Genomic DNA, 26247 nt, shown 5'->3' on the forward strand with positions numbered 1-26247 from the left:
AGTTTAGCAAATAGGTCAATCGTAGAAAAAGGAGAATGAACAATGAACCAAGAAGTGACGGATTTCATCGAATCGATCAAGGAACCGTGGCAGGCGGAGCTTAGCTCGCAGTTGCGCGACGTCGTGTACGACGCAATTTCGGACGTGCAGGAGCGCATCCAGTACAAGAAACCGCATTTTCTGAAAAACGGCAAATACGCCGCCGTCATCTCCACCTCGAAGGACGCAGTGAGCTTCACGATCTTTAACGCGACGGAGCTCGCATTGCCGGAAGGACTGTTCGACGGACCGCCGGAGCGGAAGACGATCAAGCTTCGCCAAGGACAGGCGGTCGACGCGACCCTCATTTTGCCGCTGGTCAAACAAGCGTCTTCCTCCTTATAATAGGGGGACTAACCCTTGCTTGGCGGAAATACGCACATAGGCTGCTTAACGACGGGGCGGCTCCAATGCACGGGGACTTTTGCTCCGTGCGCGGGAGCCGCTTTTTTGATCACATAAGAAATAATAAGTTTCCGAGTCTTTCGGAAGGGGAATTCTCGACGAAGGAGGCCAGCTTCATATGAAAGCGTTTTACTCGAACTTGCGCATCAAATACAAGCTTATCGCGCTCATCGCGCTTTTGATGCTGGTCATCGGGCTGGTCACGTACCTCGTCATGCGGTTTACGTTCAAGGCGTACGACGAGGAAATCTATAAGCAATCCGCGAGCGCTCTGAACAGCGCTTCGCTCGGGGTGGAAAAGGAGCTTCGCAACATGGAGAAGCTCAGCTTCACGATCGCGACCGACAGCTCCATTCAAAGTTATCTGAACGTCATCAAGCAGGGCGGCTCCGATTACGATAATTTCTTGACCGCGACGAACTTGAGGCAGCGGCTGCTATCTATCGGCGGTTTTGAAAAATACGTGCTGTCGTTTCATATCCTGGACGTGTACCGGAGGGAATATATACACGGCGCCAACGCTAGTATGCTCTCGAACGCGCGCATTCACCAGATCGTGACGGAGACCTCGCGGAACAACGGAGGGATCAGCTACATTTTCCCGGAGCACGGAGACATCGCGCTCATATCGGGAAGGGAAATCAGGCAGGTCCGTAACCTGGAGCTCGACCATCTGGGCGCGCTGGCGGTTCGGCTCGATCTGTCTCGGCTGTTCCGCGATCTCGTCGGGCCCATGAACCAGGGGGACGGGATGTTCGCCATCCTGGAGGAGAACGGGCAATCGCTGTATCCGCCGGATCCGACGATCGATGTCAGCGGCCTGAGCCTCCGGCCGGGAAGCGAAAGCGGTTACGCGGTGCGCGAGCTTGGCGGAGAGAAGTTTTTCGTCACGTATGTGCCTTCCAGCTACATGAACTGGACGTATCTGAACATCTTGCCTTACGACGCGATCTTCCGCAAGACGGAGACGGCCAAACAATCGGTGCTCGTTATTTACCTCATCGTTTTCCTGCTCATTCTGCTCGTCGCGCTCCTCTTCTCCCGTTCGATTACGGGACCGATCGAACGGCTCAGCAACCGGATGAAGCGGGTGCAGCTCGGCCATTTCGAAGACGCGCTGCTGCCCGAGGAGCAGGAGCCGGCAATGGACGAGGCAGGGCTGCTTCACCGCAATTTCCGGATCATGGTGGAGCGCATCAACGAGCTGATCAACGAAAACTACGTCAAGCAGCTTGCCATCAAGGATACCGAATTCAAGGCGCTGCAGGCGCAGATCAATCCCCACTTCCTGTATAACACGCTGGAGTCGATCAATTGGTCGGCGAAGGCGGTGGGACATAAACAAATTTCCGTCATGGTCGAATCGCTAGGCTACTTGCTGCGAAGCTCCATTACCGGGAAGGAGCCGCTCGTGCGGCTGGAGGAAGAGTTGGCGACGATCCGCCATTACATTACGATCCAGCAAATCCGGTTCGAGGAGAGGCTGGACTTCCGAACGGACATCCCGGCGAAGCTGCTTGGCTGCCTCGTGCCCAAGCTGTCGCTTCAGCCGATCGTGGAGAACGCGATCCATTACGCGCTGGAGCAAATGATCGAAACCTGCGTCATCTCGGTTTCCGCCGAGGAACGGGACGGACGCATGTTGCTCGCGGTCGCGGACAACGGCCCGGGCATGGAGCATGACGTGCTTAATCGACTGGCTTCGGGCGAGCTTGTTCCCAAAGGAACAGGTATCGGGCTGCGCAACATCGAAGAGCGGATCAAGCTGCTGTTCGGCGAATCCTATGGCGTAGCCGTCGATGACAACGAAGGCGGAGGGATGCGGGTCACGCTTATTCTGCCGATCGAAATGAGGGATCCCCATGTATAAAGTACTCATCGTGGACGACGAAAGAATTATTTTGGAAGGCATCGCGGGTTTGATGGAGTGGGAGAAATACGGGACGAAGCTTGTGGGAACGGCGCGCAACGGGCTTGAAGCGCTCGAGTTCATCCAGGCGAACCGGCCGGACATCGTCATCAGCGATATTCGGATGCCGGGCATGGACGGGTTGAAGCTCGCGGAACGGACGCGAGAGCAGTATCCATCGATCGCGTTCATTATGTTGTCCGGATTCGGCGAATTCGATTACGCCCGCCAGGCGATGCAGTTCGGCGTCAAACATTATTTGCTCAAGCCGTGCAACGAGAACACGATCGGAGAGGCGCTCAGCGAAGTGGTCGGCCAGCTCGACGAGCATCTGCGCAAGGAGAAATTTCTGGCCAATCTGCAGATGGAGCTGCAGCAAGTGCTGCCGAGCGCTAAGGAACAATTCCTCAAGGAGCTCGTCACGAACAAAATGTACGGCCGCGGAGACTGGGACCGCTACAAGGAGCTGTTCGGCATCGAGGTCGAGCATGCCGAAGCGCGCCTGTTGCTGCTCCAGTTGGAGGGCCAATTCGAATTCGAGCATCTATTCGCGCTCAAGAACATTGCCGAGGAGCTGATCGGCTGCGATCAGCTCGTGCTGAGCACGACGATCGGCAATCAGGCGCTGCTGCTCGTAAGAAATACACATCCGGAAGAGAAGCTGCTGGCCATTCTGCGCGAGGCGCGCAACACCTTTAAAGGGTATTACCGTCTCGATACGACTATTGCGGTCAGCGATCCCGGACCGCTGACCGATGCTCGGCGCATGTATTTGGATACACTGAAGTGTATGAGCTTCCGCTTCTATCTCGGGGAGGGCAGCATTATCACAGTGGGGGATACCCGCGACGACGGCGGCGTTGAAGCCGGCCATGGAGGAGCGGGAGATCGTAGTGCGGAGCCCGCGCCCGGAGCGGAAGGGCGCTTCCTCTACGACGACGCGCGCCTCTGTCTATACGCGAAGTCCGGCCACCTGGAAGCCGTCATGCAAGAGCTGGGCGAGGTGTTCAAGGCGCTGGAGGAGCAGCGCCACGACGACGTCTCCGCGAAGTCTTACATTATTCCGATCTATGTCGCCCTCATCCGCCAAGCGGACCCGAGTTCAATGAACGATTACTTGAAGGAGCTCGGCAAGCTGGAGAGCATCGCGACGATGCAAGGGCTGAAGTCGTTCGTGGAGGAGAAGGCAAGGCTCATCTGCCAAACGAATTACGAGAACCAGAAGCGGCGGCATTCCACCATCATCGCGCAAATCCACGACATCGTCGGCGCCCATATCGCTAATCCGGATCTGTCGCTGCAGTGGGTCGCGAGCGAAATTTTGTACATGAACGCCGATTATCTCGGCAAGCTGTTCCGCAAGGAAACGGGCGAGAAGTTCTCCAATCACGTCATGAAGGTCCGGATGGACCGGGCAGTGGAGCTGATCGGAGGAGGCGGCGACGTGAAGGTGTTCGAGCTGGCGGAGCAGCTCGGCTTCGGCGACAATCCGCAATATTTTAGCCAGGTATTCAAGAAATATACGGGCGTATCGCCCACGGAATATAAGAGGTTGCCTTGACGGGACCTCTGTTTTTTATACAAAGAGCCCTGCTAATTACATTCCTCCAATCCATTCGAGCTTATAAAATAGGAAATGTAAACACTTACAATAATGATGACGCGAAGCACGGAAGGGGAGTTAGGCATGAGAAAATGGTTAACGGCAATTCTGGCATTCACGGTTGTATTCTCGCTTGCGGCCTGCGCCGGAGGCAACAACGGCGGCAGCAACGGGAATTCGGCGGATCCGACGAGCACGGCTTCAAGCGGCGGAGATTCGGGAGGCGACAAGCCGAAGAACGTCACGCTCCGCATGGCCTGGTGGGGCGGGCAGCCGCGCCACGATTACTCGCTTGAAGTTATCAAGATGTACGAAGAGCAGAACCCTCATGTGAAGATCGAACCGGAATACGCGAACTTCGACGATTATTGGAAGAAGCTCGCGCCGCAAGCGGCCGCGAACGAGCTTCCGGATATTTTGCAAATGGATATTTCCTACCTTGCGCAATACGGCTCCAAAAACCAGCTCGCGGATCTGACCCCGTTCCTGAACGCGGGCATCGATACGGCGAACGTCTCGGAGAACGCGATCTCCGGCGGCCAGATCGGCGACAAGCTGTACGGCTTCAACATCGGCGTCAACGCGCTTAACTTCCAATACGATCCGGAGCTGCTGAAGAAGCTTGGCATCGACAAGCCGGACGAGAACTGGACGTGGAGCGACTACTACGCGCTGGCGGGCAAAGCGAAGGAAGCAGGTCTGTATTTCGATAACGGATTCCGTCCGGAAGTGTTCTTCGGTTATTACCTCCGCACGAAGGGACAGCATCTGTACAACGCGGAAGGCAACGCCCTCGGCTACGAGGACGATCAGCTGTTCGTCGACTTCTTCAAGCCGCTAGCGCAGCTGGTTAAGGACGGCGATACGCCGCCGCCGGATGTGAAGGCGCAGATCAAAGGCGTCGAAGACGACATGCTCGTGAAGGGGCAGCAAGTCGGCATTTTCCAATGGACGAACCAGTTCGTCGGCATTCAGCAGGTGGCGAACCGTCCGCTCGAAATGTCCCACTTGCCGGGACCGGATAGGGAGAAAGGGCTTTATCTCAAACCAAGCATGTACTTCTCGATCTCCGAGAACTCCAAGCAGAAGGAAGAAGCGGCGAAGTTCATCGACTTCTGGGTCAACAACGTTGAAGCGAACAAGCTGATCAAAGGCGATCGCGGCGTTCCGGTTAGCTCGGCGGTCATCGAAGGCATCAAGTCGGAGCTAGCACCGGCGCAGGTTCAAGTATTCGACTATGTCTCGTGGGCGCAAGAGAACAGCTCGCCGATGGATCCACCGGATCCGGTCGGAACCGCGGAAATTATCCAGCTGTTCGCGACGCTGAGCGAACAGATGGACTTCCAGCAGCTGACGCCGGAGGATGCGGCCAAACAGTTCCGTGAAGAGGCGAATGCGATTCTAGGCAAAAACAAGTAGACTTCAGTGACGGGCAAGACTCCGCGGCGGACGGCAATCGGGCCGGACGCCGCGGGCACTAAATGCGAGTTCAAAAAGTTCGCTTTTCAGTACCATAGCCTATGCTTCCGATGCTGCGTTTTTTTCAAAAACGCTGTAGAAGATTGGATGTAGCTAGAAACTGAGTAGCGGAGCGTAGCAGAGCTACGTGAGCAACCGCAATGTTTCCGCAGGAAACATACTTCGAAAGCATACGCTTAGGTTCGGCTGCATTCAATATTCGACGTCGAGTAAGCTTCTAGGAATACTTCGTAATGGGAAGCGGACTTTTTTAACAATCTCATTAAGGCAGCGGGAGTTGGATTGTATGAGAACGGCATGGAAAAATCAGTTGACCGGTTACGCATTCATTAGCCCGTTCGTTATCGGGTTCCTAGCGTTCACGCTCATCCCGATCATCGCGTCGCTTTATCTGTCGATGACGGATTACGATTTGTTCTCCACGCCCGGCTGGGTCGGGCTCGACAATTATGCGGAGATGTTTACGAAGGATAAGAAGTATTGGCAGTCGCTCAAGGTCACGTTCCTCTACGTTTTCATCGGCGTTCCGCTGCGGCTGGCATTCGCGCTGATGGTGGCGATGTTTCTTAACACGGCTTCGAAGGCAATCGGGTTATACCGTACAATATATTACTTGCCCTCCATCATCGGAGGAAGCGTTGCGGTTTCCATCATGTGGCGCAATATCTATGGCGATCAAGGCGTCATCAACCTGCTATTGAATTCGCTCGGTCTCGACAGCGTGCGCTGGTTCGCGGATCCGCTCGCGGCGCTGTGGATGCTTATCACGTTGTCGGTGTGGCAATTCGGCTCGTCCATGCTTATTTTCCTGGCGGGGCTGAAGAACATTCCTCGCACCCTGTACGAAGCGGCAAGCGTTGACGGGGCGAACGGCATTCATCGTTTTTTCAAAATCACCGTGCCCATGCTGACGCCCATCATTCTGTTCAACGCGGTCATGCAGACGATCGGGGCGTTCATGACGTTCGTGCCGGCGTATATTATATCAAAAGGGACGGGCGGACCGCTCGACGGCACGCTGTTGTACTCGCTGTATTTGTTCCGTCAAGGTTTCCAATTCTTCGATATGGGTTACGCGTCCGCCATGGCTTGGGTCATGCTCATTATCGTCGCGGTCTTAACATCCGTATTGTTCCTGTCTTCTAAATTCTGGGTACATTACGAGTCGAAGGAGGGGTAAGCGATGCGCGACAATTCAGCCGGTTGGGCGGACAAATCCGTTCATCCTAACCACATTCATTCCTCCGGGCAATCGCCAAAGCGGATTCGCTCCGGCTCGCCGGCCAAAGCGGCCAAATGGACGATCTATCATCTGTTAGCGGCAGGCGGCGCCATCGTCATGGTCTATCCCGTCATCTGGCTGCTCATGAGCTCCTTCAAGCCCAGCGAAAAAATATTCGTCACGTCGGACAGCCTCATTCCCGATCCTTGGATCTGGTCGAACTATTTGCATGGCTGGGAAGGCATCGGCGGTTATTCGTTCGGCACGTTCATCTGGAATTCCCTCGTCCTCGTCGTGCTGGCCACGATCGGCGCGGTGCTGTCGTCCGCGTTCGTGGCATTCGGGTTCGCCCGGCTAAAATTTTGGGGGAGCGCATTCTGGTTCACGATCATGATGATCACGCTAATGCTGCCTCATGACGTCGTGCTCGTGCCGCAATATATTTTGTTCTCCAAGCTAGGCTGGCTGAATTCGATCAAACCGATCGTCATTCCCGCGTACTTCGGCATGCCGTTCTTCATCTTCCTGATGGTGCAGTTTATCCACACGATTCCGAGGGAGATGGACGAGGCAGCGACGATCGACGGCTGCGGCAAGTTCAAGCTGTTCTACCGCATTATCATTCCGCTGATCGCTCCCGCGCTTGCCACGTCGGCTATCTTCTCCTTCTACTGGAGATGGGAGGATCTCATCGGACCGGTGCTGTACCTGAACAAACCTTCAATGTATCCCGTATCGATGGCGCTTAAGATGTTCCTCGACGCGGAATCGTTATCCAACTGGGGCGCGATGTTCGCGATGTCGATCGTCAGCCTGCTGCCCGTCGTCGCTGTTTTCTTCCTGTTCCAGAAGCATATCGTGGAAGGTATCAGCACGAGCGGGCTGAAGTAGGAGAGGACGCGGGTGGAAATGAGAGAGGAGTTGGCAATTATGCCTCCGCTGCAATTCGACGAACAACATATTCGTGATGTTATCGACAGAATCGTGGAGCGTACGTTCCGCATGGATTTTAACTGGGATTGGCCCGGCGGGGTGGCGTTCTACGGCGTCGCCTGCGCCTATGAAGCGACGGGCGAGGAGAAGTATATCGCGCTTCTGAAGGAATGGGTGGACGAGAAGCTGGAGGACGGGCTGCCGAAGCTGTCCGTGAACGGCGTCTCCATCGGCCACTGTCTGATTACGTTATATAAGGCGACTGGAGACGAACGGTACATGGACGTCGCCGTCAAGATGGCCGAATATTTGAAGCACGAAGCCGTCCGGTTCGCCGAAGGCATTTTCCAGCATACCGTCAATTCGGAAACGTACAACTTCCCGGAGCAGGCTTGGGTCGACACGATGATGATGGCGGGATTGTTCCTGGCTCGCATGGGAGCAGCGCTCGGACGCGACGATTACATGATGGACGGCATCAACCAATACCATGGCCACGAGAAATATCTCCAGGATCCGGTGACCAATCTGTATTACCACGGCTGGGACCATATCGCGCAGAACCATATGTCGGCGGTGTACTGGGCGCGCGGCAATTCGTGGGCGGCGCTGACGATGGCGAAGGCGCTCGGGCATGTCGATGTAGCTTTGCCGGCGTTCATGATCATCGAAGGTTCGCTGCGCGATCAGCTGAGCGCGCTTGTCCGGCTCCAATCGCCGGAGGGACTGTGGCATACGGTGCTCAACGATCCGACATCCTACCTGGAGACGTCGGGTTCGGCCGGCATCGCGGTGGGGCTGCTGTCGCGGGGCAACCTCTATAACAAATATGTGCAAAAGGCGATCGACGGTTTGCTGTCGCAGGTAGCCGAAGACGGTACCGTGCGGGGCGTATCCGCCGGCACCGCCGTCATGCACGACGCGCAGGGCTATAAGGACACGTCGTACAAGCGGATTCAAGGCTGGGGTCAGGGGCTCGCGCTCGTCTTCTTCAGCGATCTGCTGCAGACGAAGGCGAGAGTGTTCGACTAGTGGCCACTCCGAAATGACCGTAACTATTCCATTCGATGATCTAACGGAAATCAGCGCTCTTAATATGCGATTATGAGCCAATATGGATATGTAACGGAACAGAGAGCTCTTATTCTATTGAAAATGGCGTTTTTCAGACTGAGAAACAGAAATAAGGCCCCCTAAATCCGTTAGATAGTTAAATCGGACAAAATGAGCCGAATAGCGTCAACTGCTTCCGTTAGCATTCTAGATCAACCGTAATGGCAACCGTTTTTAGGATCGTTCGACTAGCAGTGATGTAATTCAACATATAAAAAAGCATCTTCCAGCGGCCTACAGCCGTCGGAAGATGCTTTTTTGGTTTGTACGGCTTGATCGCGTCATACGAAACCACTACACCCGGAACCGGCTGACCACTTCGTTCAGGTCGGCAGCGAGCGTGCGAAGTTGCTCAGCGGCTCCGGCGACTTCCTCGACCGACGCGAGCTGCTCCTCGGAAGCGGCGGCGACTTGCTGGGAGTGGCCGGCGGACGTATGCGCGATGCGGGCCAGCTCCTCTAGCGATGCGGCGATTTGCTGGCTGCTGGCGGACATTTGCTCCGAAGCGGCGGATACCTCTTGGACCTGCGAGCTGACTTGGCCGACCGCCTCCAGGATCGAGCGGAACGATTCGCCGGAGATGCTTGCCAGGCTTGTGCTTTCGCGCGCTTCCGCCGCGGAGTTCTCTAGTGACGTGGACAGCGAGCCTGAACGGTTGCTGATCGCCTGCAGAATGCCCGCTATTTCCTCGGACGACTCCTTCGAACGTTCGGCCAGCTTGCGAATTTCGTTGGCCACGACGGCGAAACCTTTGCCATGCTCTCCGGCGCGCGCCGCTTCGATGGAAGCGTTCAGCGCGAGCAGGTTCGTCTGGCCCGCAATTTCTCCGATGTGGGTCAGAATGTCGCCGATCCGGTTGCTGTAGCCGTTCAGCTCTCGCATCGATTCGGCCGCGAGCACGATATGCTGCTCCAACCGTTCGATCTGCTGGGCGGTGCGGTCGATGACGATGCCGCCTTCCGCCGCGAGCTGGGCCGTATCGACAGCCAGCTCCGACACGACGCCTGTCGATTCGGCGATGCGCTGAATGCCGACGGCCATCTCGGTTATGGCCGTCTGGCATTCCTGCGAGCTGACGAGCTGCGTCTCCGTACCGATGGCGACGTTCTGGATCGACTCGGTAATTTCGTTCGTGGCGAGGGCGGTCTGGCCGGCCGTCTCCTTCAGGCTGCGCGACGATTCGCCGACCTCGCGCGAGGATTGCTTCATGCTGACCGTCAATTCGCGCAGACTTCCGATCATCTCGTTAAAGGAGCGGGCCGCTTGGCCTATTTCGTTGTTGTTCGTGACGGGTACGGATACGGTCAGGTCGCCGCAAGCGGCTTGTTTGGCGGTGTCCCGCAGCAAACGCAGCGGCTTGACGGCCATCCGCACGAGCGGGACCATGAGGCCAATCGCCAGCAGCGCGGCCAACAGGCCAATAACAACCGCCTGGAGGAGCAGCCTGTTCATGCGCGCCTCGACTTTATCGTAATCGTAGTCCAGTCCGAACACGGCGATCGGCTCGCCCTTCGCGTTCAGGATCGGAGCCATGTAAGTGATCCAAGTGCCGTATTCGTCTGTATACGATTCGGTCAGATGGGAGTTGCCCGTTATGGTACGCTCATATCCCGCAAAAAAACGTTCGTTCGCGGCGAATTCATCCCCGATCGCACTTCCGGCCTCGCTCAAGGAATCGCTGACCTGGAGGTTCGTCAAATGCGGTGCACCCTCCTGCACGGAGGAGATCGCGGACATATAATAAGCGTTCGTCATCGTATCGTCGTCGGTCATGCCGTTCAGCAGCCGCTTCAGAATCGCGGCTTCATTCTCTTGCGCTTCCTGTCCCGCATTGATGGCTCCTGCCAGCGGCTCGATCAGGTTCGCGTTAGCCTGCGCCTGAGCTCTGAGCTTGTCTCCAAGCTGCTCGAATTCATGGTAAGCCGCGTTTTTCTGCGCGACGTACATAAGCGCCGCCATGATCGCGATGATCATGAGGAAGAGGATGGTTAGGACGATGGAGCTAGTTGCGAGCAAGCTTTTTTGCTTCAGCCATTTGAACAATTCAGGACACCCCACTCTATGATAGTGCTTTTATCATAGAGGCTAATTGTTAGCGAAATACGCAGGAAATCGTTTGGTTTTTATTAAGAACGACACGAATCGACAGATGAGACGATTACTGCAGTAAATCGAAACCTGGCAAAAAAAATATTTTAAACTGCACCAAACAATCCGCCAGTCTCGTTTGTGTTAATAGAGAAGGGGGGCAATTCAGCATGGAGGATCCCTTGCAGCGTACGGGCAAGGACATCGCTCAAATCTACCGACGGCATGCCCACACCGTCTACAAAGTCAGCTTCATGCTGCTGAAGAACGTGGTCGACGCCGAAGAAGCGACGCAGACCGCCTTCCTGAAGCTGATGCAGTCGGACATGACCTTCCGGGACAACGAGCACGAGAAGGCTTGGCTCATCGTGACCGCCCGCAATCACTGCCGTAATATGCTGAAGCACTGGTGGAGGCGCATGCGGACGACGCTGGAGGAGGCCGATCAGAGGCTGCTGGCGGAGGAAATCAGGCATGACGAGACGCTCGGCGAGGTGCTGGCCCTGCCTGCGAAATACCGTTTGCCGATTTATTTGTTTTATTACGAAGGGTACAGCACGAAGGAAATCGCGGATCTGCTCTCCGTCAAGGAAGCGACGATCCGCACGCAGCTACATACAGGCCGGAAGCTCCTGAAGCTGCAGATAGGTGGTGAAGGCGATGACTGAGCAGGAGCTAATCGACCGCCTAGCCAAAATAGGCCCTACGAAAACCCAGACGGATCGGATGCTGAATCGGATTCTGAATCCGGGTAAGGCGAAGCCGAAGGCGTTCTGGAGACGCGGTTATCGGATCGCGTTGCCCGCGCTGGCTTGCTTGCTCTTCGCAATCGTCGCGATTCCGGCCTTCCTGCAGGACAAGGAGGAAGCGGCGATTCCGCTGCTGAAGCCCGTCGTGGCGCCGCTTGCAGCCGAGTTTGGCCTTCCGCGCGGCACACCGCGAGCCTTTGATGCGGGGGGAGTTTCTAAGTTTCTGAATTATAACGGCAGCCGCTACACGTTTCTGAACGACGGCGCGCCGTTCGATCTGTCAGCCCTCAAGATCGAAGAAGGCGAACCTCTTGGGATGCTGGATTACGACATCTCGGCGGATTTGCAAGCGGGAGGAGTGAACGGATACGCGAAGCGGGACTTTGGGGCGACCTACTTAATGGGGGGCTCGTTATACGAGCTGCCCGGCTACGAGCCGGGGTTCAGGCTTGCGGTCGCGCATGAAGGAAGCACCTATATCGCGCAGCTCGCAGGCAAGACGGACGGCAGCATGATCCCGGCAGGCGATTACGTGAAGCAGGCGAAGCTCGGCCGTCTGGCGGAGCGGGTGGAACTGCTCGATCAACCCGGTAAACAGCTTCTCCATGTTTGGCTCGCGAAGAAGGATTTACGCGATTGGATCGACCGTATCACCGCATGCGAGCCCGTTAGCGAGCTGACGAACGAGCTGCACGATCAGCTGGCGTTGGCGCAGTCCTCGGGCAAGACGAATGTGCTGCGCTGGGCGCTGAAGGACGGCACGTCGATCGATATGAATATTTTCCCCGACATGAAGATAGTAACGATCGGGGACGGCGCCTACGCGCTTCCCGATTCTTGGATGGAGACAAATTCGCATCTATTCCGCTAAATAGTATTGAAAGGATGAATGACGATGAAAACGACGATGAAAAAAGCTTTCGTAACGCTAACCGCTGTATCTTGCCTGGCTTGCGGAGCTTCCCTGGCTGCCGCGCAGCCGCTGGAGATTGTGCCGATCAGCGCACCGATTACCGGTGAAATCATCCCGATTAGCGCGCCGATCAACGGGGAGGTCGTGCCGATCAGCGCGCCTAACTATGTGATCGCACATCAGAACAAGCTGGCGCCGGTTCGCGTCTACGGCCAAGCCGCTTCGATCGAAGAGAACCGGATCACGCTTGAAAACAACAATGAAAACGCAGAGTTCCCGTCGATCGTCTTAAATATTGGCGAGAATACGCGCATTCTTGATGCGGTGGACGGACTCCCTATCGCGCTGGAGGATATTCGCGAGAACGAGACGCTATACGCTTACGTAGGTCCGGCGATGACGATGAGCTTGCCTCCGATCTCGAACGCCGAGCTGATCATCGCGGGTATCCCGGCGGACTTCGCCGTACCGTCGTATGCCGAGGTGGAGAGCGTGAAGAAAGGCGCGGACGGCAGCGTCGTCCTGAAGACGAACCAAGATTCCGAGGTTACCGTGACGAAAGAAACGACGCTGCTTCCGTTCCTGACGAAAAACATCATCACCGTCGACATGCTCAGACCGGGCAGCAAGGTGCTCGTATGGGAGCAAGCGCCAGCGGCGGACGGAGAGCAAGCGTCGCCAGCAGCTCGGAAGGTCGTCGCTTTCCCTTACGAATACGCGGGTTACGTTGAAGCGGATTTGGATGGAATCGCCGTGAACGGAGAAGCTTTGGTACTGTCCGAGGCCGAGGCGACATATGCGAAGGACGGCCAGCTCATGCTGCCGCTGCGGAAGCTGGCGGAAGCGCTGGGCTACGAGATCAAGTGGGACGCGAAGACGAGCGGCATCGAAGTGCTGAGCGGAGACAGCGTGCTATACAGCTTTACCGCGCGCGGCTCCGAAGTGACGACGGCAGACGGCGAGACGCGCGATCTGCTCGCAGCCTCCGTGGTGAAAGGCGGCGTCACCTTCCTCGCGGCGGACGACCTGATCGAGTTGAATGGCGTGAAGATCGTGAAATAGGTCTTTTTCGAAGATGCTAGATGAGATCGGAATTTCCTCGGAAGGGGATATTCCGATCTCTTTTTTTCGAAGGATAAGCCGGATTTAAGAGTTATTTTTGAAATGGATTTTTGGAAGGGATTCAAAAATATTATCTAAACCTTAATGATCCTTCTGTTACACTGTTAGGGAGAAGCTTAAAGAATCGACGAACAGGAGAATGCGAATGGTACCGACGATTAAGGAAATAGCCAGATTGGCAGGCGTGTCCAAATCCACGGTTTCGCGGGTTGTCACGGGCAACGGATATGCGAGCCCGGAAGCAAAGGAAAAGATTTTGAACACGATCCGCGAGCTCCAATATAAGCCGAATGCGGTTGCCCGCGCGATGGTATCGAAGCGCACGAAAAACATAGGCGTCATTATCTATCGCGATCACCAGCCGATCGCTTCCCATCCGCTGTACGGCAAAATTCTCGATGCAATTCTGGAGTCGGCCGGAGCGCTAGGCTATTCCGTCTTTGTGACGACAGATAAGGAGATGTCGCTGCGGTCCGCAGACTTCATGCTGGAGAAACGGGTCGACGGATTGATTCTGATCAGCCGCCTGCGTAATAATGTCATCGAATATATTAAGAGCTTCGGCGTTCCTTATTTGATGGTCAACGGCACGACCGAGGACGAAGAGGTCATCCATATTGTCAATCAGGATGAGAAGGGCGGAAGACTTGCGGCGGAGTACCTGGAGAGGAACCATGAACGGATCGCCATGATGGAAGGTCCCCAGGAGCATCGAAGCCATTTTCTGAGATCCAGCGGCTTCAGGACGATGCTGGAGCAGCTCGGCAAACCGCTGGACGCGTCTTCCGTTTACTCCTCCGAGGCCTCCACCTTCGAATCCGGATACCGGACGCTGGAATTGAATTGGGCTCATTTTGTGCGGGAGGGATTTACGGCCTTGTTTTGTACCAACGACATGATGGCGCTCGGCGCGATGAAGGTTTTGGCGGAACGCGGAATCCAGATACCGGGGCAGGTGGCTGTGATGGGGTACGACAACGTAGATCTGGCGTCGATGTATCAGCCCTCAATGACAACGATTGCCGTCGATACCGCAAAAATGGGGCACGATGCCGTCATTATACTCGACAAGCTGATGAAGGAGGAGGCGTACGACGCGCGAACGATCGAACAGGAGCCGCAGCTGATCATCCGGCAGTCCACCTGAAGGGAAGAGAAACCTTTTACAAGAACTATAACTAGGTTTGACAATGAGCGAACAAAGCACCCTTATTCTTAAAAGCGAAGGGTAGCTCGAACATGTAACCCGGTGCAACGTGGAACTCCCTGTTCCATGTGTGGGAACGTTCCCTCACTAATGTGAGAACGTTCCCACAATTTATCACATGAAAGGAGTTTGACATGCGCTGGTACTTCCAGGCCTTAGGCCCGCGTAAAATCATCGAATTCGTGCTGCTGGTTTTGTTCGTCGTTTTTTTTATGGGTCCGCTGCTTAATTTGCTCATTCTGGCATTCAGCGACCAATGGAGGTTCCCGGCGGCTCTGCCGCAAACCTGGTCGATCAAATGGTGGTGGTTCGTATTTCAGCAGGACGACATTGCGAAATCGATCGGCTTATCCTTCCTGATTGCGACCATCGTAACCGTGTTATCGATCATCATCTGCGTACCAGCGGCCTACGCGTTCGCAAGACTTAGCTTTCCGCTCAGCCGTTTTTTTCTTTTTTCCTTCTTGCTGACGCACGCGTTCCCGAAGATGGGCCTGTACGTAGCAATCGCCGTCCTGTTTTACAAAATCGGGCTGATGAACACGCTCGCGGGGGTTGTCCTTATCCATATCGTCAACGTGCTGATGTACATGACCTGGATTCCGTCGGCCGCATTTCGCAGCATTCATCAGGCACAGGAGGAATCGGCCCGCGACGTCGGCGCCAGTCCGATGCGCGTATTCCGCTCCATCACGTTGCCAATGGCCAGTCCGGCTATTCTAGTAGCCTCGATTTTTACGTTTCTGAATTCGCTCGACGAGGCGCAGGGGACGTTTTTGGTTGGCATACCGAATTTTAAGACGATGCCGATCATTATGTATTCCATCATTACCGATTTTCCGAGTAACGCCGGGGCGGTGTTCTCGATTCTGCTGACCACGCCGACGGTTATCCTGCTGCTGGCTGCACAGCGATTCGTTAGCGCCGACGTGCTCTCCAGCGGATTCAAGCTCAAGTAACGGAGGAGTGAAGGCATGACCACGACACAGTTATCGGTTCGATCGCTAACCAAGCGATATAAGACGGGAGAGGGAGTATCGGATATCTCTCTGGATATTCAGAAAGGCGAGCTGGTTACGCTGCTGGGTCCTTCGGGTTGCGGCAAAACGACCGTGCTGCGGAGCATCGGCGGATTTCTGCAGCCGGATTCGGGGGACATTCAGATCGAAGGCAGATGCGTACACCAGTTGCCGCCGGAGAAGCGCCCGACCTCCATGGTTTTTCAAGGCTACAATCTGTGGCCGCACATGACGGTATTCGATAATTTGGCCTTCGGCCTGAAAATCCGCAAGACGCCGGCCAAAGAGATTCGTCGGGCAGTCGAAGAGGCTTTGGCGCTGGTCCGGCTCCCCGGATCGGAGCAGAAGTTTCCTAGTCAGCTGTCCGGCGGACAACAGCAGCGGGTAGCGCTCGCCAGGTCTCTGCTGCTCAAGCCGGCCGTGCTGCTGCTGGACGAGCCCTTCTCGGCGCTTGATGCCAAGCTTCGCCATGAAATGCGGGAGGAGCTGCGCGAGATTCAAGCCAAGATCGGCTTGACCATGGTATTCGTCACCCACGATCAGGAGGAGGCATTGTCCTTATCCGATCGAATCGTTGTCATGAATCAAGGCCGGATCGAGCAGATCGCCGCGCCTCAGGACATTTACGACCGTCCGGCCAGTCTATATGTCGCGCAATTTATTGGCAAAATGAATTTCTTAAAGGGGGTGGTGGAGCAGGACGGAATCAAGGTCGGACAACGGCGAATCCCGCACGATGTTTCCGACAGCCGGAACGGCAGCGAGGTCACCGTAGCGGTACGGCCCGAGGACGTCCGCTTTACGGAAGGACAGGATGACAGCCTTGCAGGCAACGTGAAACAAATTATGGTGCTGGGTCATTACGCCGAAGTATCTGTGGAGCTGCCCGGCCTGGGAACGATCCGGTCGTTTCAGCCGCGTCAATCGGTAGCTGGACTGGATGCCGGCCAGCCGCTCAACGTCGATTTTTCCCGAACGCTCGTCTTTTCCGAATCCGGAGCCATCCAACCATTAAAAGGAGGAAATCATTTATGATATCCAGAAAAAAACTAACAGCCTCGATTGTTGTACCTGTACTTGCTGTATCCATGCTGGCCGGCTGCGGCAACAACGGTTCGGCCGACACCGGCGGCGCTGAAGCGGTCGATGGAAACGCAGGCGGAAGCGGCGTTACAACCGAATTTTCGTTTTATTTCTCCGGCTCGCAGAACGTCAAGGAGCTGTGGGATACGCTCATACCGATGTTCGAAAAGCAGAATCCGAACGTGAAGGTCAAGGAGGTTTACCTGCCATCCGGTACGGCGGCGCAGCCGACGCTGGATCGCCTCATCGCCGCCAAGCAAGCCGGCAAAGGCTCGGGCGACATCGATCTCTATGAAGGCGGTCTTGGCGACGTTTCGAAGGGACAGAAGGAAGAATTGTGGGATACGCTCTCGAACGAGTCGATCCCGAACTTGGAACATGTGGACGTGAAGACGCTGGAAAACGTCGGAAACCAGGCGATCCCTTACCGCGCTTCCGCAGTTGTGCTGGCGTATAACGGCGATGTCGTCAAGGATGCACCGAGCACGCTGGACGAGCTTTATGACTGGATTCGTAACCATCCCGGCAAGTTCGCCTACAACGATCCTTCGACGGGCGGAGCGGGAGATTCGTTTGTCCAATCGGCCGTTTACAACTTTTTGCCGGAAGGTTCCACGAGCAATTCCGACCCTTCTATTATGTCCCAATGGGACGAAGGTTTCCAGTTGCTGAAGGAGCTTGGACCGAATGTGTATGGGAAAGGCATTTATCCGAAAAAAAATCAGGGAACGCTGGATCTGCTCGCCAGAGGCGAAGTGGATATGATCCCGGCCTGGTCCGATATGGGTCTTGAACAAATCGACAAGGGCCTGCTGCCGAAATCGACCGTGCTCAAGCAGCTTAATCCTGGCTTTAACGGCGGACCTACTTATCTCATGGTGCCTGCTTTGTCCGAGAAGAAGGAAGCCGTTGCTGAATTCCTCGACTTCATTCTTACGCCGGAAGCCCAATCGGTCATCGTACGCAAAATGCACGGCTTCCCGGGAATCAAGATGTCGGATATGCCGCAGGAGATCCAGGATGAGTTCAAAGGCGTAGCCGAAGGCTATCGCACTTTCAACCTTGGAGATCTGTCCAAGGAATTGCAAAAACGCTGGCAAAGCGATGTAGCGGCACAATGAACGGGAAAATAAAAACAGGGATGCTGGGACTACTTCTCGTCATCCCTTCTTTTCTTATTCTGCTTCTGGTCGTCATCGTTCCGATCGTGCTGTCCGCCGTCGAAAGCTTCCGTAACGATGCCGGTGGTTATGATTTTTCGCGGTATATTTATTTGTTCACCGACAAAGGAATGGTCAACAATATTTGGTTCACGATGAAGATCACCGTCATTTCCGTGCTGTTCGTGATTGCCGTCAGCTATGCGCTTGCCGTCTATATGCGCTTTAGTACCGGATGGTTTGTTCGGGCGATCAAGCGGACGTACATGATCCCGATGTTCATACCGGGCGTTATCGCGACTTACGGGCTAATTAATATGTACGGAAACCACGGCTGGCTCGCCAGCTTCTTAAGCCTGCTCTTCGGCGCGGATATGCCGCGCGTGATCTTCGACGAGAAGGGAATTCTGCTCGCCAATCTGTGGTTCAATATCCCGTTCACGACCATGCTTCTTTCCTCGGCACTCGCGAGCATTAACGACTCCACGATCGAAAGCGCGCGAGACATCGGAGCCGGGCGGCTGGCCGTCTTCTTCCGGATTATCTTGCCGCTTTCCTACAAGACGCTGCTCGTCGCGCTGACCTTCGTATTCATGGGCGTTATCGGGTCGTTCACCGCGCCGTTTCTCGTCGGGCCGAATGCGCCGCAGATGCTGGGCGTAGCGATGGAGCAAGTCTTCGGCGTGTATCAGGAGGCGGAGCAAGCTTCGGCGATCGCGGTGTTCCTGTTCCTGCTCTGCTCCGTGATGGGTTATTTCTACATCCGTTCCATGGTGAAGGAGGATTCGCCCTCCAATTGACAAGGTTAAGGGGGTAAGACCATGTATTTAAACATCTCGGGTCAAGTGACGCCTGTCTGCTCCCGAAGCCATATTTCTTACCGGTTCGCCGTTCTTCGGCCAACTGCCCGTCTCGTTGTCCGGTTTCGCTACTCGCCGAAGGAGCTGGATTCGCGGGACAGAAGCCGGAATCTAATTGATGAAAGCCTGGAGCGTTATACGCTTCCCGGTCAGCTGGAAGCTGCCAAAGGCAATTGGGAAGCCTATCTGCCGCTCAAAAATCTGCTGACGCTGTCCGTCGACGACCCGCAGGGGCATCGGGGATCGGCCCACCGCCACGATCCTCAGCAGCTTCTGCATTTAGCCAAGGCCGAAGCTTCTCCCGGTCTGGAGCCGGGTCCGATCAAGCCCGGCATGTGGGCAATAACCGTCAGTCTGCACGCCGTTGTGACCGAGACCTGCGATTACGAGCTGCAGGTTTGGGGGGAGGAGGCGGACGAATGCGCTGGATAGCCTGCGAGCTTCACACCCATACCCTGCACAGCGACGGCCGGCAGACGCTGCGCGAGCTGGCCGCCGGCGCGGCGGGACTCGGCTTCGCATGCATCGCATTGACCGATCACAACACGATGAGCGGTCTGCGGGAACGCGCGGAGATCGAGCGAGAGACGGGAATCGCCATTATTCCCGGCATGGAATGGACGACCTTTTACGGGCATATGGTGACGATCGGCATGTCGGATTATGCGGACTGGCGGGCTTATGGTCCGGAAGGGCTCGAGGAGGGTCTTGCGCGCATTCACGATCAGGGTGGGCTGGCCGGCATGGCGCATCCGTTCCGGGTAGGCAGTCCGATCTGCACCGGATGCTTCTGGGAATACGAGATACGCGACTGGACGAAGGTCGATTATATCGAAGTTTGGTCGGGAACGTTCCCGCAGATCAAGACGGCCAATGCGCGCGCCTTCGAACTATGGACCGACCGGCTGAATGCCGGCCTGCGCATCTCCGCCGTTTCCGGCCGCGACTGGCATGAACAGACGGTTACGGAGGAACCTGTTTCCGTGACGTACCTCGGGATCGACGCGGCCGCGCCGGGAACGATTGCCGATAAGGCGGTCAAAGCACTAGCGCAAGGAAGGGCGTCCGTCACGACCGGACCGCTGCTGGAGTGGACGGTGGAGGCTGGCGGCGAAGTCCGCACGACGGGAGATACGCTGCAAATCGGCAGGGGACAGGGGCTTCGGGTGACCGCCCGAGTGAAGATCGATTTCGACGTGCGGCCCGGTCTGTGGGAATTGCCGGAAGCACCGCTCGCGGTGAAGCTCGTGGGCGGAGCCGGCGAGTTGGCCGTCACGCAGGCGGATGCCTGCTCCGGCGAGTACGAGCTGATATTCAACGCGGCCGGGCTGCGGTGGGCGAGAGCCGAGCTGTGGGGAATCGTCCGCGGCGCGCATGTGCGCATCGCATTTACCAATGCCATCTATTTTGCCGGGGAACGGGCAGCGAATTTGAGCAAGGGGTGAACGGTTATGGCATTTCCTCTGATTACGGCACATACCGGCTGCATGGGCGAACCGGACAATACGGCCGGATCCGCTCGAGCGGGAATCGCGCTCGGAGCCGACATTGTCGAGGATGACATTCGCGTTACGCGGGACGGCGTTCCCGTACTGTTCCATGACGAGATTGTAACGTTGAAGGACGGCACGCAGCTTGGCATTTCATCTTCCTCCTATGAAGAACTCCGCCGAGTGGATATGATTCCGGCGCATGCCAGTAGCAGCGAGACGATCCGGCTCGGAACGCTCGACGAACTGCTTGCGATCGTTCGCGACGCGGGCCGCCGCGTGAATCTGGATATCAAAGTAAACGAAGCCATCGCGCCGGCTGCGGCAGCGGTGCGGAAATATGGTCTGGAGGACCAGGCGTTCCTGAGCGGCTGCGGCGCGGACCGGGTGCTTCTGGCGGAAGCCGAGGCGCCCTGGCTGCCGAGGCTGCTCAATGCCGACGCGGAATGGTTCCTTACCCTGACTTATTCGGAAGCGATGAAGCGGACAATCGAAGCCGCCAAGGCCGCCTCCTGCTTCGGAATCAACATCCATCACCGACTGGTTCGGAAGGAGCTGGTCGCTTCGGCGGGCGACTGCGGGCTGCCGATCTACGCGTGGACGGTCGACGAGCCTGACCAGATGGCGGCTTTGGCCGCGATGGGCGTCCGCTCCGTCACGACACGCCGCGTTGATCTGGCGATGGAGCTAAAGAGAGGCCAGCGCCGTTGAAGGGAAAGCGGCGAAGCAAGGAGTAGTACGCAAAGGACCGATACACCATCCGGTTATTGCGCTTCAATAGCTGATCGCGGGCGAGAAACGACCCGCGGTCTTTTTTTTGTCCATGTCTTTAGTGGTTGAATACAGAGAAACATTTTCGTATGATTTTGAGAATAGGCAAGATGCCGATCATCTATAATCGGAACACGCGCAGGAGGAGGTTAGAAGGATGAAATTTAGGACAGTAATTGAGCTTGGGGGCAAAACAGCTACCGGATTTGAGGTGCCCGCAGAAGCGGTTGAAGCGCTTGAGCAGGGCAAGAAGCCGGCTGTGAACGTAACGATCGGCGGACATACATATCGGAGCACGGTTGCCGTTTACGGAGGCAAATACATGCTGCCGCTAAGCGCAGAGAACAGGGGAGCCGCGGGCGTCTCGGCAGGAGATGAAGTGGAGGTCGAAATTGCGCTCGATATGGAACCGCGCGAGCTCGTTGTGCCTGACGATTTCGCCGAAGCGTTGGGCAGCGCGCAGTCGGCCAAGGTTTTCTTCGACGGATTGTCTTACAGCAACAGGCGCAGGATCGTGCTGCAGATCGAAGGGGCGAAGACGGAAGAGACCCGCAAACGCCGCATCGACAAGTCGATCCTATCGCTGATCGAAGGGAAGATATGATGGCCGCGATCGAGGAGCGTACGTTGAAATGGATCGAAAGAGCGGTGCATCCCGAAGCGAAAGCGCATTCGGTCGAACGGTTGAAAGGCGGGGTATCCACGCCCATCCATCGAGTGATGCTGGACGTGCAGGGGAAGAGCTGCCAGTACGTGCTCCGGCAGTTTACGGACAAGGAGTGGCTGCAGAACGAACCTGATCTGGCGAGGCACGAAGCGGAAAGTTTGCGCAGGGCTTCGGGAACGCCCAGCGTTCTGGCGCCGGAAGTCGTCGCTTACGATGAAACAGGAAACGAATGCGGACTGCCGACCTTGCTGATGACGCATTTGGAAGGGCAGGTTGTGCTGGAGCCTGAAAATGTGACGCTATGGACGGATCGCATGGCCGGCAAGCTTGCGCAGCTGCACGCGGGAGCGAGTGTAGGGAGGGAGGGTTTCCCTTGGAAATACGGCGCGTACAGCAATCCTGCCAGGTTCGATGCGACAGCCTGGACAGCCATTCCGGATCAGTGGAAAAGGGCCATCGACATTTTAATGGGACCTAAACCTTCTTTTGTGCCGAGATTCATCCACCGGGACTACCATCCGACGAACATGCTATGGGTGGACGGCGAGATCAGCGGCATCGTCGATTGGGTGAACGGCTGCATCGGACCGGCTGGCATCGATGTCGGCCATTGCCGAGTCAATCTGTGTCAGCTTCACAGCGTGGACGTTGCCGATGCCTTTCTGGCGGCCTATCAGCGGTACTCGGGCGATTCGTTCGATTACGACCCTTACTGGGACTTGGCCACGCTCGTCGATTACGCCTACTGGACTCCCGAGGTGTATCAAGGGTGGATCGACCTCGGCTTCACTAGCCTCACGAACGAACTGGTGGCAAAGCGCTTGGACGCTTATTTGGAGAGCGTGCTGGCGAGGTGTTAATCGTGCAGCACGGATTTTAAATTAAATAGAATAGATTTAGATACAGCCTTTCATTCGTTGAAAAGGCTGTTTTTTTTAATATTAAAGCGACAAGGGGAGGGATTGCTCTTAAAGATGGGTGTTGGAATTATTAGCAGAGTTCATGACATTGCACACATTAGGATTTCTCGTCATGTTTATTGTGGGTTTGTTAGTGATTGGGGCAGGTTATAAATATGAAAAAATAATATTCCAATTTATTTAAAATTGAAATGAGCATGGATATTACTTGGTAACGAGAGGGATGAAGTATGGACAAGAGTTATTTCGAACTTGTGAACTACAACCCAGATAAACATTGGCATATTGAATATTTTAATGGGGATCAGACCATAGAAGCAATTGCTTTTCAAAGGAAACATATCGATATTTGGGATGTGTTTTTTAACGATTGGGTCGACGAAGGCGAATGCCACAGCATCATTCATGAATCGGATGGTTATATTGACCCGGTGTTTGGCGCATATCTATTTGGCGAGGAAGAGAATCAAGTCATAAAAAGGTTCCATGATTGGGTAAGCAAGGTGCTGCTGCCTCATCGGCACAAATGACTCGCGAATCGAAGAACGAAAAGTTATGGATCAAACTATTTTATGTGTTATTAGCTTGGGAGTCTGTTTCATTATTGGCTCTGGGCGCTCTTGTTACTTTGGCAGGAATCCTAGTAATAATGCATGTGTGGTAACTAAAGGAGAAGCGTTATCGAGTGTTTTCGGTTTGCTCCTCATATCGGGGCACAAACAAGCTGTAGGTACGTTTCGCGCACCTACAGCCCCCGGATCGGGGCACGAACGAGCTGCAGGTACGTTTCGCGTACCTACAGCCTCCGGATCAGGGCACGAACGAGCTGTAGGTACGTTTCGCGTATCTACAGCCCTCAGATCGAGGTAAGAACGAGCTGCAGGTACGTTTCGCGTACCTACAGCTTCCGAAACGAAGCCAGCCAGCAGCCATGAACAAAAAGACGACCCGCGCTCCGCGATAAAGGAGCGCAAGGTCGTCTTTTTACATCAAACGTTTCAGTTATTGCTGCCCCGCAGGCATAATCCGATAAGCGGAGCGTCCATCGGCATCCGATGCCGCGCCGTCCTCGGCAGTCAACGCCCAGCCGAACGAGAGCACGGAAGCGAGCGAAGCCGCTTCCGCCTCCGTTAGCGAAGCGACGACCGCTTCCGCGCCGGGCTCAAGGATGAGCTCGGCATCCTGCCGAAGCGCGACGAAGATCCAGCTATGGATGCCGCGGATCGTGTTGTATTTGATCTGGTAGCCGTTCGCCACGGCTTCCTTGAACGTATCCGGCTGCTCGGCTGCAACCGCCCGAATGCCCACGTAGTCGAACTGAAACTTACTGTCGTCCTTCGGCAGGTTGCCGCTGCCCACACGCTCGATCAGCTGCTCGTTCGTCCAGCCCAGCGACTTTAGCGACTCGAGCTGCAGCGCATCCCACTGGGAAAGCTTCGTTTTCGTCATGTCGATCACTCCTTATGATTAGCATCGAATTAGGCCTTAGACGAAAGAGACGCTCCCGGACCATCAGGCGTTGGCCGACCGGTCGGGAGCAGTCTCTTTCGTATCCTTATTTGCTTGCTTTGTATGCGTTCAGGAACTCTTTTGCTTTCGCCGCATCGGCTTTCAGCTCAAGTCCCGTCTTCACGATCGGGCTAAGCGTGGAAGTTGCTTTGAACTTGTTGCCGCCGTAGTATGCGAGAAACTCGTCTTGGTTGATGGAGAACAGCACGGCTTTGCGCAGATCCGCGCTTTCCGCGATCGGACGGTTCTTCGTGTTGAACAGCAGGTAGGAAACTGCGTTGCTCGGCAGCGTCTGCAGCGAAAGCTTGCTGTCGCCCTTCACGATATCGAATTTCGTCTCGGATACGCCGTAGTACAGGTGAATCTCGCCGCTGCGAAGCGCGGACAACGTGCTGTCGGCGTCTTTGATGAAGCGGACTTTGATGTTGTTGATTCTAGGCTCATGCTCCGTGCCTTTCATGTAGGCCGGGTTATTGTAGAAGATCGCTTCGTAATCGTTTTTGGACGACAGGATGTAAGGGCCGCTCGTGTACAGCGTATTGTTGTACGCGCTGCCTTCCGTTACGGTATTTTGGTCGCCGTAAGGGATGTCCTTGTTCGGGTCGAACTTCGCGACGTCGTACGTGTTGATGGCTTCGACTTGTTTCTTGGATACGATGCCCGCGGATTGATGCGCCAGGTAGTTCAACACTTGCGGGAACGGCTCCGTTGTCGTTACTTTCAAGACCTGGTACTTGCCTTCGGCGTTGTTGGCTTGGTTCTTGTCGGAGACAAGCGCCGTAATTTTGGAATCCAGGCCTTCTTCCAGAGCGTTCTTCACCGTGAAGTCATTGCCGGATACTTTAATGCCTTCAAGCGAAACGATATCCGTTACGACTTCGGCCGATTTGATATGCTCGTGCAGCGTGTACGTGCGGTGGTCAGGCACCGAGTTTTTGTCCTTAGCGCGGTTCAGCGAGAAGATCGCGTCGTCCAAACCTACACGCTCGCCTGTGTCGACGGCCAGCTTGTCCTTGATCGCCGCGAAGTTGATGTCGTCGCGCAGGATGAAGTAGTAATCGGAGTTGCCTTCCGCGATGGCATGGTTCAACGACAGCGAGCCGGTCGACGTAATTTGGTCGTCGTCCGTCAGGTTTACCAGACGCACGTATTGGTTCGTATTGATAATGTTGATGGAGCCGTCGTTGCCTTTGATCGGATCAAGCGACGTCAGCGTCGGCATTGTGGATTGAAGCACCAGCGCGTCTTTGCCGCGTTTCGATTGGTCCTTGAAGTCCAGCTCTTCCCATGGCAGGGAACGGGACTTGGACAGGCGTACGGAATCCTTGTTCAGCACTTCTTGGTTCAGCGCTTGGGCCTTCAGCGAGCTGTAAAGCGGAGCGATATACGCGTTGTCGAACACGAGCTTCTGCTCGAACTCTTTGTATGTTGCCGCGAATTCTTCCGGCGTTTGCGCGGCCGCTTGGTCGATCAGCGCGTCGATCTCGGGATTGGACATAATGCTGTAGTCGCCGCCCGTCTTGAACAGCGAACGAACCGCGTAGTCCGGGTTGCCCGTTACCGTCGTCCAGCCGGACAACGCAACGTCGAAGTTGCCTGCGTCTTGCTGCGCTTTGAAGCTGCTATAATCGGCTTGTACGTTCAGCTTCACGTTAAAACCGTTCTTGTTCAGCTGGTCGCGGATGATGTTGAGATCCGCTTCGTTGGCGCTCATGCCGAGCACCTCGATGTCTACCGGATTGCTGTCGACGACTTCAGTTCCTTCGGTCGGCGCCGGCGATTCGGATACGTCGTTCTTGGTCGTGAGCTTGCAGCCGCTAAGTACAATGGATAAGCTGAGCAGAAGCAACGCGCCGAATTTGACTTTGTTCTTCATGGTGTTCCCCTCCAGAGAAAATATATATTTTTTAACTCACATTCATTCATCGTCCATTCATGGTTTCGAAACGTAGAAGTCGATGGAATATGAACGAGGTTACGGTGTGG

24 protein-coding genes are annotated in these 26247 nt (G+C 55.5%); 21 read left to right on the top strand and 3 right to left on the bottom strand.

The window, feature by feature from the left end:
• The first annotated feature begins 42 nt into the window (after window positions 1–42).
• The 7 genes from RB620_RS08095 to RB620_RS08125 all read left to right on the top strand — a co-directional run bounded on the left by RB620_RS08095 (window position 43) and on the right by RB620_RS08125 (window position 8622).
• On the top strand, window positions 43–384 hold the full coding sequence (locus RB620_RS08095; RefSeq protein ID WP_308093336.1) for a DUF1801 domain-containing protein: 342 nt from the start codon (window positions 43–45) through the stop codon (window positions 382–384).
• 178 nt (window positions 385–562) lie between these two features.
• Window positions 563–2314, top strand: a complete 1752-nt coding sequence (locus tag RB620_RS08100) for a cache domain-containing sensor histidine kinase (RefSeq protein ID WP_308093338.1) — start codon at window positions 563–565, stop codon at window positions 2312–2314.
• A complete protein-coding gene (locus RB620_RS08105) occupies window positions 2307–3914 on the top strand; it encodes a response regulator transcription factor (RefSeq protein ID WP_308093340.1) in 1608 nt (535 codons plus the stop codon). Before RB620_RS08100 ends, RB620_RS08105 begins: the two co-directional genes overlap by 8 nt.
• Window positions 3915–4040: 126 nt before the next feature.
• Window positions 4041–5375, top strand: coding sequence for an ABC transporter substrate-binding protein (locus RB620_RS08110; RefSeq protein WP_308093342.1), 1335 nt, complete (start codon window positions 4041–4043; stop codon window positions 5373–5375).
• A 346-nt stretch (window positions 5376–5721) separates the two neighbouring features.
• Complete coding sequence (locus RB620_RS08115) at window positions 5722–6615, top strand: carbohydrate ABC transporter permease (RefSeq protein ID WP_308093343.1); 894 nt, start codon at window positions 5722–5724, stop codon at window positions 6613–6615.
• Window positions 6616–6618: 3 nt separating this feature from the next.
• The gene (locus RB620_RS08120) at window positions 6619–7548 is read left to right on the top strand and encodes a carbohydrate ABC transporter permease (RefSeq protein WP_308093345.1); all 930 of its coding nucleotides are present in this window, start codon (window positions 6619–6621) and stop codon (window positions 7546–7548) included.
• Window positions 7549–7587: 39 nt separating this feature from the next.
• Window positions 7588–8622 (top strand): glycoside hydrolase family 88/105 protein, encoded by a 1035-nt coding sequence (locus tag RB620_RS08125; RefSeq protein ID WP_308093523.1) that lies wholly within the window; start codon window positions 7588–7590, stop codon window positions 8620–8622.
• A 375-nt stretch (window positions 8623–8997) separates the two neighbouring features.
• Here RB620_RS08125 and RB620_RS08130 read toward each other — a convergent pair whose 3' ends face one another.
• A complete protein-coding gene (locus RB620_RS08130; RefSeq protein ID WP_308093347.1) occupies window positions 8998–10746 on the bottom strand; it encodes a methyl-accepting chemotaxis protein in 1749 nt (582 codons plus the stop codon).
• A 215-nt stretch (window positions 10747–10961) separates the two neighbouring features.
• On the opposite strand from RB620_RS08130, the gene RB620_RS08135 reads away from it, so the two are divergent.
• The 14 genes from RB620_RS08135 to RB620_RS08200 all read left to right on the top strand — a co-directional run bounded on the left by RB620_RS08135 (window position 10962) and on the right by RB620_RS08200 (window position 23282).
• Window positions 10962–11459, top strand: a complete 498-nt coding sequence (locus tag RB620_RS08135) for an RNA polymerase sigma factor (protein ID WP_308093349.1) — start codon at window positions 10962–10964, stop codon at window positions 11457–11459.
• Window positions 11452–12411, top strand: coding sequence for a hypothetical protein (locus RB620_RS08140; protein ID WP_308093351.1), 960 nt, complete (start codon window positions 11452–11454; stop codon window positions 12409–12411). Before RB620_RS08135 ends, RB620_RS08140 begins: the two co-directional genes overlap by 8 nt.
• 24 nt (window positions 12412–12435) lie before the next feature.
• Window positions 12436–13515, top strand: a complete 1080-nt coding sequence (locus tag RB620_RS08145; protein ID WP_308093353.1) for a copper amine oxidase N-terminal domain-containing protein — start codon at window positions 12436–12438, stop codon at window positions 13513–13515.
• Window positions 13516–13720: 205 nt separating this feature from the next.
• Window positions 13721–14722, top strand: a complete 1002-nt coding sequence (locus RB620_RS08150; protein ID WP_308093355.1) for a LacI family DNA-binding transcriptional regulator — start codon at window positions 13721–13723, stop codon at window positions 14720–14722.
• Window positions 14723–14916: 194 nt separating this feature from the next.
• Window positions 14917–15741, top strand: coding sequence for an ABC transporter permease (locus RB620_RS08155; protein WP_308093356.1), 825 nt, complete (start codon window positions 14917–14919; stop codon window positions 15739–15741).
• Window positions 15742–15756: 15 nt separating this feature from the next.
• Complete coding sequence (locus RB620_RS08160) at window positions 15757–16836, top strand: ABC transporter ATP-binding protein (RefSeq protein ID WP_308093358.1); 1080 nt, start codon at window positions 15757–15759, stop codon at window positions 16834–16836.
• Window positions 16833–18005 (top strand): extracellular solute-binding protein, encoded by a 1173-nt coding sequence (locus RB620_RS08165; RefSeq protein WP_308093359.1) that lies wholly within the window; start codon window positions 16833–16835, stop codon window positions 18003–18005. Before RB620_RS08160 ends, RB620_RS08165 begins: the two co-directional genes overlap by 4 nt.
• On the top strand, window positions 18002–18844 hold the full coding sequence (locus tag RB620_RS08170) for an ABC transporter permease (protein WP_308093360.1): 843 nt from the start codon (window positions 18002–18004) through the stop codon (window positions 18842–18844). Before RB620_RS08165 ends, RB620_RS08170 begins: the two co-directional genes overlap by 4 nt.
• Before the next feature lie 21 nt (window positions 18845–18865).
• Window positions 18866–19336: a hypothetical protein gene (locus RB620_RS08175; protein ID WP_308093362.1), complete on the top strand. Its 471-nt coding sequence runs from the start codon at window positions 18866–18868 to the stop codon at window positions 19334–19336.
• Window positions 19324–20349: a CehA/McbA family metallohydrolase gene (locus tag RB620_RS08180; protein ID WP_308093364.1), complete on the top strand. Its 1026-nt coding sequence runs from the start codon at window positions 19324–19326 to the stop codon at window positions 20347–20349. Before RB620_RS08175 ends, RB620_RS08180 begins: the two co-directional genes overlap by 13 nt.
• A 6-nt stretch (window positions 20350–20355) precedes the next feature.
• Entirely contained in the window at window positions 20356–21105 is a 750-nt protein-coding gene (locus RB620_RS08185) for a glycerophosphodiester phosphodiesterase (protein WP_308093365.1), read from the top strand.
• Window positions 21106–21322: 217 nt separating this feature from the next.
• Window positions 21323–21769: a YdeI/OmpD-associated family protein gene (locus RB620_RS08190; protein WP_308093367.1), complete on the top strand. Its 447-nt coding sequence runs from the start codon at window positions 21323–21325 to the stop codon at window positions 21767–21769.
• Window positions 21766–22692, top strand: a complete 927-nt coding sequence (locus RB620_RS08195; RefSeq protein WP_308093369.1) for a phosphotransferase family protein — start codon at window positions 21766–21768, stop codon at window positions 22690–22692. The genes RB620_RS08190 and RB620_RS08195 overlap by 4 nt, the downstream gene beginning before the upstream one ends.
• A gap of 290 nt (window positions 22693–22982) precedes the next feature.
• Window positions 22983–23282 carry a DUF3986 family protein gene (locus RB620_RS08200; protein WP_308093371.1) on the top strand — a complete coding sequence of 100 codons (300 nt, stop codon included), beginning with the start codon at window positions 22983–22985 and terminating at the stop codon, window positions 23280–23282.
• 472 nt (window positions 23283–23754) lie between these two features.
• On the opposite strand, the gene RB620_RS08205 is transcribed toward RB620_RS08200, so the two are convergent.
• The gene (locus tag RB620_RS08205; RefSeq protein WP_308093373.1) at window positions 23755–24201 is read right to left on the bottom strand and encodes a hypothetical protein; all 447 of its coding nucleotides are present in this window, start codon (window positions 24199–24201) and stop codon (window positions 23755–23757) included.
• Window positions 24202–24307: 106 nt separating this feature from the next.
• Entirely contained in the window at window positions 24308–26137 is a 1830-nt protein-coding gene (locus RB620_RS08210) for an ABC transporter substrate-binding protein (protein ID WP_308093375.1), read from the bottom strand.
• Between the last annotated feature and the right edge of the window lie 110 nt (window positions 26138–26247).

The organism is Paenibacillus sp. LHD-117, from assembly GCF_030929555.1.
Taxonomy (GTDB): domain Bacteria; phylum Bacillota; class Bacilli; order Paenibacillales; family Paenibacillaceae; genus Pristimantibacillus.

Coding starts and splice junctions, on each gene's coding strand:
- RB620_RS08095 (WP_308093336.1), top strand. CDS start 43: ATGAACCAAGAAGTGACGGATTTCATCGAATCGATCAAGGAACCGTGG.
- RB620_RS08100 (WP_308093338.1), top strand. CDS start 563: ATGAAAGCGTTTTACTCGAACTTGCGCATCAAATACAAGCTTATCGCG.
- RB620_RS08105 (WP_308093340.1), top strand. CDS start 2,307: ATGTATAAAGTACTCATCGTGGACGACGAAAGAATTATTTTGGAAGGC.
- RB620_RS08110 (WP_308093342.1), top strand. CDS start 4,041: ATGAGAAAATGGTTAACGGCAATTCTGGCATTCACGGTTGTATTCTCG.
- RB620_RS08115 (WP_308093343.1), top strand. CDS start 5,722: ATGAGAACGGCATGGAAAAATCAGTTGACCGGTTACGCATTCATTAGC.
- RB620_RS08120 (WP_308093345.1), top strand. CDS start 6,619: ATGCGCGACAATTCAGCCGGTTGGGCGGACAAATCCGTTCATCCTAAC.
- RB620_RS08125 (WP_308093523.1), top strand. CDS start 7,588: ATGCCTCCGCTGCAATTCGACGAACAACATATTCGTGATGTTATCGAC.
- RB620_RS08135 (WP_308093349.1), top strand. CDS start 10,962: ATGGAGGATCCCTTGCAGCGTACGGGCAAGGACATCGCTCAAATCTAC.
- RB620_RS08140 (WP_308093351.1), top strand. CDS start 11,452: ATGACTGAGCAGGAGCTAATCGACCGCCTAGCCAAAATAGGCCCTACG.
- RB620_RS08145 (WP_308093353.1), top strand. CDS start 12,436: ATGAAAACGACGATGAAAAAAGCTTTCGTAACGCTAACCGCTGTATCT.
- RB620_RS08150 (WP_308093355.1), top strand. CDS start 13,721: ATGGTACCGACGATTAAGGAAATAGCCAGATTGGCAGGCGTGTCCAAA.
- RB620_RS08155 (WP_308093356.1), top strand. CDS start 14,917: ATGCGCTGGTACTTCCAGGCCTTAGGCCCGCGTAAAATCATCGAATTC.
- RB620_RS08160 (WP_308093358.1), top strand. CDS start 15,757: ATGACCACGACACAGTTATCGGTTCGATCGCTAACCAAGCGATATAAG.
- RB620_RS08165 (WP_308093359.1), top strand. CDS start 16,833: ATGATATCCAGAAAAAAACTAACAGCCTCGATTGTTGTACCTGTACTT.
- RB620_RS08170 (WP_308093360.1), top strand. CDS start 18,002: ATGAACGGGAAAATAAAAACAGGGATGCTGGGACTACTTCTCGTCATC.
- RB620_RS08175 (WP_308093362.1), top strand. CDS start 18,866: ATGTATTTAAACATCTCGGGTCAAGTGACGCCTGTCTGCTCCCGAAGC.
- RB620_RS08180 (WP_308093364.1), top strand. CDS start 19,324: ATGCGCTGGATAGCCTGCGAGCTTCACACCCATACCCTGCACAGCGAC.
- RB620_RS08185 (WP_308093365.1), top strand. CDS start 20,356: ATGGCATTTCCTCTGATTACGGCACATACCGGCTGCATGGGCGAACCG.
- RB620_RS08190 (WP_308093367.1), top strand. CDS start 21,323: ATGAAATTTAGGACAGTAATTGAGCTTGGGGGCAAAACAGCTACCGGA.
- RB620_RS08195 (WP_308093369.1), top strand. CDS start 21,766: ATGATGGCCGCGATCGAGGAGCGTACGTTGAAATGGATCGAAAGAGCG.
- RB620_RS08200 (WP_308093371.1), top strand. CDS start 22,983: ATGGACAAGAGTTATTTCGAACTTGTGAACTACAACCCAGATAAACAT.
- RB620_RS08205 (WP_308093373.1), bottom strand. CDS start 24,201: ATGACGAAAACGAAGCTTTCCCAGTGGGATGCGCTGCAGCTCGAGTCG.
- RB620_RS08210 (WP_308093375.1), bottom strand. CDS start 26,137: ATGAAGAACAAAGTCAAATTCGGCGCGTTGCTTCTGCTCAGCTTATCC.